Source organism: Lactobacillus sp. ESL0684 (assembly GCF_029392675.1).
Classification (GTDB): Bacteria; Bacillota; Bacilli; order Lactobacillales; family Lactobacillaceae; genus Lactobacillus.
Map to the genome: position 1 here is coordinate 727,473 of NZ_CP113941.1, position 13,843 is coordinate 741,315.

A 13,843-nucleotide genomic window follows, 5' to 3' on the forward strand; every position below is an offset into this window, starting at 1 on the left:
TCATGAAGTTTAAAGAATTTAGAAAAAAATGGACCCCAGTAATTGATGACTACTTAAATGAACATTTGGCGTTAAATATCGATGATGCTAAGGTTAGTCTGATTATGACTTATTCAGTCATGGCAGGTGGTAAAAGGTTAAGACCACTTTTATTTTTGGCAACTTTAAACACGCTAAATCATGAAATTGGTGAACGTGAAATTGAAATTGCTAGTGGTATTGAGCTAATCCATACTTATTCACTAATTCATGATGATTTGCCAGCGATGGATAATGATGACTATCGTCGAGGACGCTTAACTAGCCATAAAAAATGGGGTGAAGCGGAAGCGATCTTAGCTGGGGATGCGCTGCTTACAATGGGGATTGAATGGATTGCTGAGGGGAGTAATTCAATCGATCTTATCAAAATTATTACTAAAGAAGTAGGGCCTAATGGCATGGTTGGTGGTCAATATTTGGATATTGATTCAACTAATAATGCTGAGGTGGCAGATGATTTAGCTTTTGCTAATCGGATGGAGTGGCTTAAAACCGGGTGCTTAATCAGAGCATGTGTTGCTATGGGTGCTGAATATGCTAAGGCAGATGTAGCAAGTAAGGATAAATTAATTGCGTTTGCTGAATGTTTTGGTCGGTCGTATCAAATTTATGATGATTTAGTTGATGTAGTGCAGACTAGCACTGAGGCAGGTAAAGCGACCCATAAGGATGAAGCTGAAGGCAAGAATAATACCTTGACTATCCTTGGCGTTGAAAAAAGTCGTCAGGAATTAACCGAATTGATTGATCGAGCTAAGATGAATTTGCAAGGTTTATCAAGTGAGATTTTAGCGGGCTTCCTTGGCTTATATCAGAAGGTGCTATAAATGGGCAAAGAACGGGCAGATGTACTGCTTACTAAAAAAGGGTTATTTCATTCACGTACGCAAGCACAACGTGCGATTATGGCCGGACTAGTTTGCGATCATAATCACCAACGAATTGATAAAAGTGGCACCAGTTTCCCAGCAGAGGAACAGTTTTATATCAAGGACGATGGAAAAAAATATGTTTCGCGTGGTGGTTTTAAGCTTGAGAAAGCCTTAAAATCATTTCAAATTAATTTGCAAGATAAAACTTGTTTAGATATTGGTGCTTCTACTGGTGGCTTTACCGATGTTGCTTTGCAAAATGGTGCAAAGTTAGTCTATGCTCTTGATGTTGGTTACAATCAACTTGCTTGGCAATTACGTGACGACAACCGGGTTGTAGTGATGGAAAAGCAAAACTTTCGATTTAGCAAGCCAACTGATTTTACTCAAGGATTGCCAGACTTTGCGATGACAGATGTTTCTTTTATTTCATTGGATTTGATTATGCCGCCAATGTATGAAATTTTACAAGATAACTGTGATGCTGTTTGCTTAATAAAGCCGCAATTTGAAGCCGGACCAGAAAACGTTGGTAAGCATGGCATTGTCCATGATCATGATGTTCACTGCCAAGTTATCGAACATACGATTAATCAGGCGTTAGCCATTGGTTTTAACGTGTTAGCTGTTGATTATTCACCAATTAAAGGTGGCAAAGGTAATATTGAGTTTTTAATTCATTTACAAAAAAGGCTATACCATGGCGGACAGAATCTTTGGCAAGATACATCGCAAGCATTAGTAGCTCGAGCAATAAGTGAACTTTAGAGGTTAAAAAATGTTAGTTGAACTGGACATCAAGAATTTTGCAATCATTAAATCATTGAAGGTTCGCTTTCAAGAAAATATGACGGTACTAATTGGTGAAACTGGTGCCGGAAAGTCTATCATCATTGATGCTGTTTCATTATTAATGGGTGGACGTGGCCAAAAAGAAATGGTGCGCAGCGGCGAAAAGAAGGCTGTTGTTAGCGGCTTGTTTGAAATTAGTAATGGTTCTAAGCGAATTGGCGAGCTTTGCGAAAAATATGGGTTACCCGATTCGGATGGTCAACTGGTCATTAGTCGTGAATTAGCTGTTAAAGGCCGCAATGTTGTGCGAATTAATGGTCAATTGACAACAATTAATGTCTTACGCGAATTGGGTCAATATTTGGTTGATATTCATGGTCAAAACGATCAACAAATTCTAATGGATCAGGATCGGCAAATTGATTTAGTTGATAATTATGCACCTGCAGACTTTAAAAGTAAGCTTGAACAATATCAGACTGATTTTGCTGCTTGGCAAGAAAGCAAGTCTAAACTGAGTCATTTGCGTAAAGATGCACAGGAGTTAGCTCAAAAGCAAGATATTTTGCAATTTCAAAATGATGAGCTAACTGCAGCTGCTTTAAGTGATGATAATGAAGATGAGCAGCTTGAAGAAGAATACAACGAGCTAAATAATTATCAAAAGATCGTTGATACGGCTAATTATTTGTTGCAGCTATATGACGATGATGAGCATGGAATTGAAACTTTAATCGGGGATGCACAAATAGCCGCCGGAGAACTAGCTACTTATGGTAGTAAGTTTAAAGAAATTGCTAAGACAATTGATGATGGTGTTTATGCGCTAACTGATGCTCGCAGTGAATTATCGAATATTCTTGATGAAATGGATTTTGATGAAGAAAGATATCAGTATGTTGCTAATCGGTTAGATACTCTTAATTCGCTAAAGAAAAAATATGGTCCAACTTTAGCAGATGTTTTTAAATTTTATGAGCAAGTCCAACAAGAACTGAGTCAGTTTGCAACTGGTGGCCTAGATGAAGAAGAACTACAAAAACAAGTTACTGCTCTTGAGCAACGTTTGACTAAAGAAGCTAATGAGTTACATCAAATTCGAGAAAAAGTGGCACGGTCACTTGAAGAAAAGATCAAGCATGAGCTAGCTGACTTATATATGTCTAAAGCACGGTTTGAGATAGAGATTACTAAGGCTGATAGTTTTACCAATAAAGGAACTGATAATATTGTTTTCTTAATTGCTCCAAATCCGGGTGAAGAATTAATGCCACTAGTTAAAATTGTTTCTGGTGGTGAACAATCAAGACTGATCCTGGCTTTGAAGGCAATTTTTAGTCAGGTAGAACCAGTTGGCACCATGATTTTTGACGAGATTGATACTGGTGTCTCGGGTCGAGTATCAGCTGCGATTGGCCAAAAACTGCATTCAATTGGTGAACATAAGCAAGTAATTGCGATCACTCACTCACCTCAAGTGGCTGCAGCAGGAGATCAAAAATATTTGGTAGCTAAGCAGGTCAAAGATGGTGCAACTTACACCCAAATTGGTCCGCTAACACAGGAAGAAACGATTACCGCTATTGCTGAAATGATGGCTGGTAGTGATGTAACTGAGGCAGCTAAGCAGAATGCGGCTGATTTAATGAGGAGTTTTAAGCAGAAAAAGTGAAATTAGTTAATAAAGTGACGTTAAGTGAGTGTGAACAAGCAGCAGCTGGCCAATTAATTAAGCAAATTCATGAAGCTGACCAGACCTATTCAGATCCCTATCTAAGTAACCAATATAATTATTTTCCGGATATGCCAACTTTTGTTTTAGCTTATGAAGCTGACCAGTTAGTTGGCTTGGTTATGATTTATGCAGATGAAGAACCTGACAGTGAGGTAGATTTGCATGTAGAAGTTGCTCCTGAGTTTCGCAAACAAGGTATTGCGAAGCGACTGCTTGAACAGACTTATCAGATTCTGGCTAAATATAGCTATTCTGATTATAACTTTGTATCAGAAATGAGTTTTCTACAAAAAAATCCAGCCTTTTTGACGAAAAATGCTTTAGAAATCGTTGATAGGGAATATCATATGAGAACTTTAAAGCCTACTAAAATTGCTATATCGGATAAATTAGTTGATAGTCTTGCGGTTAAAACAATGTCTGAATCGGATGTTGAGCAAGTAGCACTGATGCATTCTGCAGCATTTAATGAAAGTTTTTCTACTTCTATGCAATATATCAGGCAAAGTTTGGCGGACGAAAGTTGTCTGAGTTTCAATTTGATTTATCAAAAAGAAATTGTTGGTTATTGCTGCGTTGATTTAGGTGATTATGCGTATTTCTTTGGTTTATGTGTTGCACCAGTATACTGTGGACAAGGATTTGCAACGTTTATGATTAAGCAAGCAATGAGTCTATTACAAGTAAAAGGTGTCCAAGAGTTTGTTTTGGATGTTGATAGGGATAACTTACCAGCAATTCGAGCTTATCAAAATGCTGGCTTTGAAATCAAAACTGAAGTGGTCTATTTGAAAGAGTTAAAGCATGAATAAAGAACTTAATAAATATTGGCACGATTTTTGTCAGCAGCGTGGAATTGATTCAAATAAATTGGATGAGGCGTATGCATTTGGCGACAATGTTGAAATGGCAAATCAATTAGCTGATTTGGTCAATCGTGGTATTAAAACAGCCACGACCAGTATCTATGATGAGCGAGAACCAGTTGCTCCAGTTGGTCAGTACTCTATTATTCTAGATGGGTCCGGGCAGCCAGTCTGCGTGATACAAAATAAGGTTGTCGAAGTGATGCCTTTTAAGCAAGTTTCTCAAGAGCATGCCTATCATGAAGGTGAAGGCAATCGTGATTATGAAACTTGGTGTAAAGAACACTGGAATTTCTTTACTAAAGAGTGTCAGGCAGAGGGCTTTGGCGACTTTACGGAAGATACTAAAGTAGTTTGTGAAGTTTTTACAAAAATTGAATAACAAAAATAGCAAAAAGCACTTAGTCAACGTGACTAAGTGCTTTTTTGTGATGCAAAATAATTTCTATACGACAACTAATCAAAGTCACTTGCTCTGACATATTGGTTAGCAGCGATCCAGTAGTACTTTTTACCGTTAATAGTTACAGGTTTGCCATAGCTTCTAACGCGAGTACCTTTACTAATTTTGGCTTTATTTAATTTACGACCTGATTTATTGTAGTAAGCTGCGTTACAGTTACTCTTGCGGCTAATGCCGTCAATGTCTTCTGCCTTAAGATACATCTTTTCGTCACCGTCGTCGGCAGTTTCGTAGAATTCCTGGCCATTGATAGTGGTTTTGCCAGTAACAGCGACAGGTTGTCCGCCTTCAACATACATGCCAGAGACTAATTGACCTTGAGCGTCATAAACGTCCGTGTCGCGGCTAGGGATGACTTTATCAGCACCGGCTGGTATTTCAATGTCAAAAGTGTCGTCATCATCATTTTGTGCAGGTTTACTGGTACTGTCAGTCTTGGCACTGCTCAGTTTAACCAATTTAGGACTTTGCGCCTTAACCTTAACTGCTGATAGGCTATTATCCTTGAAATCTTCGTTAACCTTTAATCCAGTTCCCTTGCCTAAAGTAAAGTTGACAACGTATTTTGTATGGGTGAATTGTGGCAGAGTGTCTGGATCGAGATTATTGCTGGCAGTAATTTCGATGTCAGAGTTGTTACCAGCCTTAACTTGTGGGCTCTTATAGTCATCAGTTTTGTCAAAAATGCGGGCAACACCGTCTACATCAAGATTTAATGATGCATCATCACCAATAGTTAAGCGATTGTTGAAGAAGTAATCATGGCCACTGCCACCGGTTGGCTTGTCGTTGACTGTTACGTGGGCATTATCAGCGACTTTGAGTGCACTTCTAAATGGCACACCGGATGCTTGATAACTGACGCTAGTCGTGCCAGAAAGACTCACAGGTGATGAAAAAGCCAGATCCTCAGCTTTAGTATTTACTAGATTAATCTGCTTAAAAAAGCCCATTGATAGGTCATCAGTTTTGGAACCAACAATTGTTAAATTCTTCAAAGTGATTGTCGCAGTACTATCATCGCCAAGTAGGTAGTGTTCGTTAAGGTTGATTGAATTGCCACTACCATTAATTTCTTTATTCCCGTTAACAGTAATCCAAGTCGGGTTTTCTTCTTGCGGTCCACTGATTGAACTAGTTAAAGTAATTTTGCCGACAGATTTGTTACTCAAAGCTGTTGCCAGTTCTTGCCAGTTGCTGACACTAACTTGGCTTACAGATGCAGCTTGAACTGTTTGAGGCTGCTGCACATTTTGGTGATATCCGATTGCAATAACTGATAATGCTGCGCCACAGATTACTTTAACCATTCCATTTTTTAAACTTGCTCTTTTCATTTTTATCGATCCTTTCAAGTGATTTTTTGTTTTTCAAATTTGATAAAAGCAAGTTTACGTCTCGAAGGTGCATAAAGTAAAATATTTAGCTTTTATTTTGACACTTTATATTAAAGATATTCTTGGACATTATTACGAAGTGATCACTTGCATAATTACTTAAAAATGCTTATATTAAAGCAAAGCTTAGTACAAAAAGTATTTAAATTTATAATTAATAATCATTAATAAATAAAATAAATATGCTATAATCATATTCATGCATAGGCTTATTTCTAACAAGTAGATAAAGTTAGTGTTATCATAAGTAATAGATAAGTGCTAAAGTAAAATGTTATAGAGGGACTCAAATGACTAGAAAGAGAAATTTAGAGCAAAGAAGACAAATATTAGAAGTTGCCTACAGACTGTTCAAGGTTTATGGCGTAAGCGGCGTATCAACGCAAATGATTGCTAATGAAGCTGGTATTTCCAAATCATTGTTGCAGGCATATTATCCTTATAAGCGTGACCTAAATGATGACGTTATTAAGCAGTTCTTAAACGTCGTTGGTGGGCATTTAAATAAGTTTGTGCATGATGGCTATCAGATGGGATCAATGGTATATGCGTTTATCTACATGGCATGTAGTTTTGGGATTACTAATACCAACATGAGTTTGATTATTTCTGAAGTTTTGTCGAGCCATGAATTTTCTGATGCTTGGGAAAATCTGTTACTGGACTGGCTAGAAGAGAATAATTGGTTTTCCAATTTAAAAGCCAGTCAGTCTGAAATTTCTGCTGGGATTACCTTTGTGACAGCTGGCTTGAGCAAGATTTATTTCAAGCATGCAAAGCTATCCTTAGACGCGAAAAAAATTGCCGACTATTCAACTAGGACTTTTTTAACTATCTTTTTACATTTTGATGAAGAAAATGCTGAAAAAGGTGTTACAGAGGGCATGGCGATCCTGCGTCAGCTAGATATGCGCAAAATTTTGTATGAAGCGGATACAATGTTCTCACCAGCACCTTATATGTTATATAATGCTTAACTTGGCAAGATTTATTGTTATTATTCGATTATTAAATTGTTGTAAAAATCAAAGCAAATTAAAAATCACGAAACTTAGGTTTCGTGATTTTTGTTTTTTATATTAGATTAAGTTCTTATTTATTAGCAAAATAAAAGTATTACAAGTATACGATTATTTTTTAAACGATATAGGTTAAATTTTAGCAAAAAAATTTTTTATTTTTTTCAAGGGGCTTTTTTACTCAAAATTTGTTTCAAAAAAGTTCTATCTACGTATAATTAATTAATCTAAGTTTGCAGTTAAGAAATTTAATTGTCATGGAAATAAATGCTGATATATCAAGTTTTTACTTAAGAAAGCTGTTTTAAATTTAGCAAAAAATTTACCTAAAATTGAACTTTTTAAGTAAAAAACTTGGTATAGTTTAACCAAAAAATAGATACTCTTAGTTCGCTTATTTAAGATTTTATAATCCAAACTCTCATAAGAAAAAACTTGTCAATTAATTACGGTAGCAATGAAAAATTAGCTAATTAGTTAATTTTGCCACAAACTGCTGATTAACTTTAATGGCCTTTAAGCTGGGTAGCAATGATGATTGGTTGATAGAGTGGGGGGGAGCGGCTTGTATAAAAATAAATGTAAAAAACAGTGACGAAATTAGCATGGTGCTTACCCAATTTTATTAATTCAAACAAAAAGAGCGATAACGCTCTTTAAATTAAATTCTTCAATTTTTGATAGAATCCTTCATGAGAACCAGCCAGTAATACTATCACAACTGTTTCATCTTCTAAGATTTTATAAGCAACTCGATAGCTAGTCTTTGCATATTTAAACTCGATTGTACGAATACCGGTAAGATCTCCGGTTTTACTCACTTCTACATGTGGATCTATGGCAATTTGCTGATAAATTACATTGCTTAATTTTTGCTTTAGTCTTTTGTCTTTAAGCTTTTTAGCAATTTTTTTACTTGATTAGTCAGTCTTATGTTATAAACCAATTTCTTTTTCAAACTCCTCTTGAGTCATAATTGGCTCTTTGGCGCCTTCTTCAGATAGCTTATCAAAAGCTTGTGGTATTGCTTTTTTCTTTTCCAAAAATTTATCAATCAATTCTTGACCTGAATAGTTCTGGCTGACTAACTCTTTAAGGATATCAGCGTTAAAATCAAAGAAATTATCATTATCAACGAATTCATAGAAAATGCCATTATCAGTTAAACGAGGAATAGTAGTTATCCCTTCTTTAACTCCAAAACTTTTTGGAATAGACAACATTACTGCATTTCCTTGTTTTCTAGTTTTTACCGTTCTCATCTTGTTCATCCCTAGAATTATTATCTCATTTCTAATAAGTAATTACTTTTATACCTTTAAGAAATGAAAATAAATGAAGCAACTCATACATAAATCTTTAGCTTGTGTAGCTAATTTAGTCATAATAAAACCCCGAAAATATTCGGGGCAGCTCAATTTAAAAAAACTGTTAATATTAGTTATTTTGATAAGCAGTAACCATTTTAGCAAAAGTTAGTTCAGCGGTATTAGGCACAATGAATTTGGCCTGACTTAACTCAGCTTGGCTTCCAATTCCAATGGAAAAGGCACCAGCTGAGTTAATTGCTTGAATACCGGCAATTGAATCTTCAATCCCGATACAATCTGTTACCTTAACGTTAATGGCTGAAGCAGCAGCTAGAAAAATGTCAGGTGCAGGCTTTCCCAAAGTAACTTGTTGCGGATCGGCAATCGCGTCAAACGAATTACTTAAGCTTAATTTATCTAAAATTAATGGTCCATTCAAACTGGCAGATGCTAGTGCTAATTTAAAATGATGCTTTTTAAGCTGGTTAATCAACTCACTGATTCCCGGTAAGATGTCAGCAGATGACAAATCAGTTAGTAATTTACGATAATAGGTATTTTTCTCGTTACATAAATTAGCAAAGTCAGCCTGACTGACGGTAATTTGTAAATAATTTAGTATTGCGGTTAAGGAATCTTGCCGACTAACGCCCTTAGTTTGGCTTTCTAGTTCAGGTGGTAAATCTTGTTTAAAATGGTCTTGGATGAGTTTGCGCCACGCCTTAAAATGAAATACTGAGGTGTCGGCAATGACACCGTCTAGATCAAATAGTACGCCGTTCATTTAAAAATTTCCTTTCACTTGCTAGTGGGGTTTGTTGCAGGATTTGTTTAATTTGTTTGAGTTCTGAATTAGAAATATTGACAAACGGTAAGGTTTCATTGAGCTTAGTTAACGACAAAGCACCAAAATTTTGAAGATTATCATCTGCTGATAAGAAGTCAAACACTGGATTAACCTTCTGCAATTGCTTAACTAAGAATTGATCTGCCATAATTATTTTGACAGGTGTTTCCAATTGATAATATTCAATGTAGCTTTTGTTTGGTTGATAGCTGATTGAAAACTTACCGTTGGTCAAAGTGAGAGGTTGGTCAGCAAATTGACCGTTGACGAAAATCTTGGTACCGCTTGAACGAGGTAAACTAACATGGACAACTTGACCAAATGGTACTGTGATGGCTAATTTAATAGTATGCTGTTCATCTGTTTCTAATTGGTATGCTAATTTTAAATCGCCATAGGAACTCTCATAATGACCATTAACTTGCTTTAGCCGATAGTCAAACTGTGGGGCAAATAGCACTTCTTGATAGCCACTATCCAGGTGCTTAAGACCAAGGATATGCTGATAAACCCAACTCATAATTGCTCCAACTGAGTAATGATTTAGCGAATTCATCCCCTCAGGATTAATAGTGCCATCAGCTAGGATTGAATCCCATCTTTCCCAGATAGTTGTTGCACCAAGGTTAACTGCATATAACCAACTAGGAAAATCTTCGTTTAAGAATAATTGCATTGCTAATTCATGATGGCCATTGTCAGACAATACCTGACAGATTAGAGGAGTGCCAACAAAACCAGTTTTGAGATGATTTTGGTCTTTAGCTAGGCGGCTAACTAAGTCACTGACAACGCGTTCTTTTTGTGATGACGGTACTAAGTCAAAATAAAGTGCTAAAGCATACCCTGTTTGGGTATCAAGTGCCAGGCGACCATTATTAGTGATATATTCATTTTTGATGGCTTGTTTGATCGCATTAGCTTGCTTAGTATACTTTTGAGCATCTTTATCTTTACCTAAAATAGTTGCTGTTTTAGCAACAATGGTACTGGAATAGTAGTAATAAGTAGAAGCAATAAAATCTTCATCGGTTTTACCAGTTGGCAAGGCAGGATTTTCGCCATCCAGTGCTAACCAATCGCCAAATTGAAAGCGGCCGGTCCAGAGATTAGGTGTCGTTGTGCTTTGACTAATCCAATCAACCCATGCCTGCATTCCTTGGAAATTTTGTCGTAAAATTGCTGGATCACCAGTTGCTTGATAAGCATTCCATGGAATAATCGTGGCTGCGTCTCCCCAGATAGCAGCGCCGCCTTCTTCATTACCCATTGCGGGTGCATACATTGTTAACATGCCATGATGTTGTTTTTGTTCAATTAACATGTCATTGGCGTATTTTTTGAAAAAAGGATATGAATTCATGTTTAACAATGCGGTTTCGGAGAATATATCAGCATCACCAGACCAGCCAAGTCGCTCATCACGCTGCGGACAATCCGTTGGCACGTCAACGAAATTACTTTTTTGGCCCCACAAAACATTTTGCAAGAGGCGATTAACTTTGGAATTTTCTGTTTCAATTTTTCCGATTGTTTTTAAATCAGAATATAACACACATGAATGAAAATTAGCTGCATTAATTTGTTGTTTGAATCCAGATACTCTAATATAGCGATAACCATAATAGGTGAAATGCGGGCGGATCCACTTATTTTGCCCATCGGAAGTATATTCAAAGGCTGCTCTAGCTTCACGCAAGTTATCACGGTAAAAGTTACCATCTTGCAAGAGTTCACCCATTTCTAACTTGATGGTATTGCCTAGTTTTTCTTGATTATAAAATTCTGGCCAACCAGCATGATTTTGTCCGAAATCTAGCACTGTTTCACCGTTTGGTGTTTGGATTATTTGTTGGACTGGCAATTGCTCTTTAATTTTAATGGGTAGGCTTAAGCGATCACGTAAAATATTCGTAGGGTGGTTGACTAGCTCGGCTGGTTGCCAGTTAGTGACCTTGATCGTGTCGTCATAGTCTTCACCATAGTAAATAGCGGATTTGGTAACTTTGCCGCTAGTAGTTTGCCAAGTATTATCCGTTTTGATAACCATCTGTGAGCTGTCAATAAATTCCAGATGTAGTTCGGCTAAAGCGATTTGCCGATTACCGTAAATATTTTCTTGACCGCCTTCGAAACCAAAATTACCTTTATACCAGCCATCTGCTAGTGAAATAACTAATTCCTGCTGTTGTTGGTCAGTAAACATTTGGCTAACATCATAAGTTTGTACTTGGACTAACTTATCATAAGCCGTGACCCCAGGACTAAGAAATTCTGTACCAATTTTTCGCTTGTTAAGATATGCTTCATAAAGCCCAAGCCCTGTGATATATAAACGTGCTGTTTTAACTTTTTGGGGTAAAGCGAATTCTTTGCGTAACAGTGTATTTTGCAAATCCTGGTTGGGATTGCCAATCCATTCTGCTGTATATGGTTCTGTCATTTTTCCAGTTTCAAAAAATGAAATCTGCTCGGTTTGTTGTTTCTGATTACGCAATTGCACCCTAACAGTATAACGAGTCCGTGGTAACAATGGTACGTGTTCATCAAAAACATTGTTGTCATATTCACGCCAATTAGAGTCAAAATCTAGTTCGGAACCAGTAATTGTTAGCCGTTTTTGCACATCTGCAAAATCAGCTTTAGTTTGGACACTGAATTCAATACGAATGCTATCGCCTAAGTCAAACCCGATGGGTTCAACCATTTGATTAATTAAAATATTAGTAATCTTCATAACTATCTCTTCTATAACTTAGTTTCAAAATGACCGCAAAATGGATCCACCGGACTCTGGCCCAAGAACTCTTCTTGACCAGCCATTTTTCTTAAAGTAGCGTCAATGGTAGCTTCGTTACCAGTATAGGCGTTGATATAAGTTGAAACCGTTGGGACGTCAAATAGATGGTACGGATTGCAAGTTGATACAAAAATAGTTGGAATACTGCGCATAAACCAGGGTGCATCAGCAGCCATTAAATGGAGCCAATCAATTCTCGTAGTGGTTTGATTACTTGCCGTTTCAATATTGGCTACGTAAAGGGCAAGATCGAACTGCTCTTTTTCGTATTGCAGACCACCTTCAAAAACTTCATAAAAATCTAGATTTTGGTGATCATAGACACTTACTTTGAAACCCATTTCTGTTAGTTTGCCCTTGAACTTATCACTAACGTGGCCACCCTCTTTAAAGCCGCCATCATCTGTATCGCCTAAGACAACTAGGCGAATTTTCGGGTACTTTTTTGGAGTAATTGGCAATAATTGATCACGGTCTTTAACTAAGGTAACTGATTGTTTGGCAATTCTAGTTGCTATTTTTTCGTGTTCAGCTAGTTTTAAATCAAGCTTTGGCAGACGGTGAGTTGCTGATTGATTATTGATATTCATAACACCTTGTGCAACTTTAGTCGCGATAATTCTAGTAACGGCTTCATCAAGTCGCTGGCTAGAAATAGTGCCAGCATTAACTGCATTGGTGATGTATTGATAATCTTCATCGATGTTTTTATTGAAAAGGATCATATCGATACCAGCATTGATAGTTGTTGGCAATGCTTCTTCACGTGGCAAGATTGCATTATAGCCAATCATTGGAGTAGCATCGGTAATAGTCAAACCATTGAAGTTTAGCTTGTCTCGTAATAGACCTTCAATTAATAATTTCGAAGTTGTAGCCGGGCGTAAATCTTCATCTGCAATTCCTGGTTGCAGTTTTCTTTCCCAAGCTGGTTGCATGATATGGGCAATCATGATGCTAGGCAGGCCATTAGCAATTAAATGTTGATAAATTTGACCATAAGAGTTCATCCACTCATCTGCAGAAAGCGAGTTGATTGAACTTAATAAGTGTTGGTCACGTTCGTCAACACCATCACCAGGAAAGTGTTTGGCAACAGGAATAATCTGGTTAGCAATCAGCCCAGCAATTTCAGCGTCAGCCATTTCAATTACCGTCTTTTGATCACTACCAAAAGTTCTGGTATTCATAATTGGATTACGAAAATTAAGGTCTAGATCAACAATTGGCGAAAAGGCCATATTAGCCCCAACTTGTTTAGCTTCATATCCAGACACATTACCAAGTTCATAGGCATTCTCAGAATTACCGGTAGCGGCAATTTGCATTGGACGACCTAACCAAGTCCCATCGCTAAGTAGGCCGTTGCCCCCGGCTTCTAAGTTAGCTGAGATGAAGAGAGGAATTTTACTTTCTGTTTGGACATTATGGATTTCATGTTGCAGTTTGCTTGATTTATCCGGGCGATACATCATACCACCAGGCTGATATTTTTGAATAAATTCCTTTAAATCAGTTTCGTCTTCATCTTGTCCAATCACAAAAAAGAGTTGCCCAATCTTTTCATTGATATTCATACTTGCAACCTTTTGCCGCACAAAGGTAATTTCTTCTGATGATAAGTTATAGGGCTTTTTAGTTAAATCTGTCATGTATTTTCCCCTCCACAAAATATGTTCTGATTGATTTGGTGTTCATTT

12 protein-coding genes are annotated in these 13,843 nt (G+C 37.1%); 6 read left to right on the plus strand and 6 right to left on the minus strand.

Going from position 1 to position 13,843, the window contains the following annotated elements:
* The first annotated feature begins 2 nt into the window (after positions 1-2).
* From OZX56_RS03455 to OZX56_RS03475, 5 genes are read left to right on the plus strand one after another with little or no spacing between them, the layout of a single operon-like run.
* Positions 3-869 carry a polyprenyl synthetase family protein gene (locus OZX56_RS03455; protein WP_277140193.1) on the plus strand — a complete coding sequence of 289 codons (867 nt, stop codon included), beginning with the start codon at positions 3-5 and terminating at the stop codon, positions 867-869.
* A complete protein-coding gene (locus OZX56_RS03460) occupies positions 870-1,682 on the plus strand; it encodes a TlyA family RNA methyltransferase (protein ID WP_277140194.1) in 813 nt (270 codons plus the stop codon).
* Between the two features lie 10 nt (positions 1,683-1,692).
* Positions 1,693-3,378, plus strand: coding sequence for a DNA repair protein RecN (recN, locus tag OZX56_RS03465; protein WP_277140195.1), 1,686 nt, complete (start codon positions 1,693-1,695; stop codon positions 3,376-3,378).
* Positions 3,375-4,253 carry a GNAT family N-acetyltransferase gene (locus OZX56_RS03470; protein WP_277140196.1) on the plus strand — a complete coding sequence of 293 codons (879 nt, stop codon included), beginning with the start codon at positions 3,375-3,377 and terminating at the stop codon, positions 4,251-4,253. Before recN ends, OZX56_RS03470 begins: the two co-directional genes overlap by 4 nt.
* Positions 4,246-4,689, plus strand: a complete 444-nt coding sequence (locus tag OZX56_RS03475; protein WP_277140197.1) for an ASCH domain-containing protein — start codon at positions 4,246-4,248, stop codon at positions 4,687-4,689. The genes OZX56_RS03470 and OZX56_RS03475 overlap by 8 nt, the downstream gene beginning before the upstream one ends.
* Before the next feature lie 74 nt (positions 4,690-4,763).
* On the opposite strand, the gene OZX56_RS03480 is transcribed toward OZX56_RS03475, so the two are convergent.
* The gene (locus OZX56_RS03480) at positions 4,764-6,107 is read right to left on the minus strand and encodes an SLAP domain-containing protein (RefSeq protein WP_277140198.1); all 1,344 of its coding nucleotides are present in this window, start codon (positions 6,105-6,107) and stop codon (positions 4,764-4,766) included.
* Positions 6,108-6,457: 350 nt separating this feature from the next.
* Between OZX56_RS03480 and OZX56_RS03485 the strand changes: the two genes are divergently transcribed.
* On the plus strand, positions 6,458-7,144 hold the full coding sequence (locus OZX56_RS03485) for a TetR/AcrR family transcriptional regulator (protein ID WP_277126627.1): 687 nt from the start codon (positions 6,458-6,460) through the stop codon (positions 7,142-7,144).
* A 698-nt stretch (positions 7,145-7,842) separates the two neighbouring features.
* Here the strand turns inward: OZX56_RS03485 and OZX56_RS03490 are convergent.
* The 5 genes from OZX56_RS03490 to OZX56_RS03510 form a co-directional block, all read right to left on the minus strand.
* On the minus strand, positions 7,843-8,094 hold the full coding sequence (locus tag OZX56_RS03490) for a type II toxin-antitoxin system RelE/ParE family toxin (RefSeq protein WP_277126979.1): 252 nt from the start codon (positions 8,092-8,094) through the stop codon (positions 7,843-7,845).
* Positions 8,095-8,121: 27 nt separating this feature from the next.
* Positions 8,122-8,457, minus strand: coding sequence for a toxin-antitoxin system (locus OZX56_RS03495; RefSeq protein WP_277140199.1), 336 nt, complete (start codon positions 8,455-8,457; stop codon positions 8,122-8,124).
* Between the two features lie 166 nt (positions 8,458-8,623).
* Positions 8,624-9,280, minus strand: coding sequence for a beta-phosphoglucomutase (gene pgmB / locus OZX56_RS03500; RefSeq protein ID WP_277140200.1), 657 nt, complete (start codon positions 9,278-9,280; stop codon positions 8,624-8,626).
* Positions 9,261-12,080, minus strand: a complete 2,820-nt coding sequence (locus OZX56_RS03505) for an alpha-L-rhamnosidase (RefSeq protein WP_277140201.1) — start codon at positions 12,078-12,080, stop codon at positions 9,261-9,263. The genes pgmB and OZX56_RS03505 overlap by 20 nt, the downstream gene beginning before the upstream one ends.
* Positions 12,081-12,091: 11 nt before the next feature.
* Positions 12,092-13,795 carry a glycoside hydrolase family 3 N-terminal domain-containing protein gene (locus OZX56_RS03510; RefSeq protein WP_277140202.1) on the minus strand — a complete coding sequence of 568 codons (1,704 nt, stop codon included), beginning with the start codon at positions 13,793-13,795 and terminating at the stop codon, positions 12,092-12,094.
* Between the last annotated feature and the right edge of the window lie 48 nt (positions 13,796-13,843).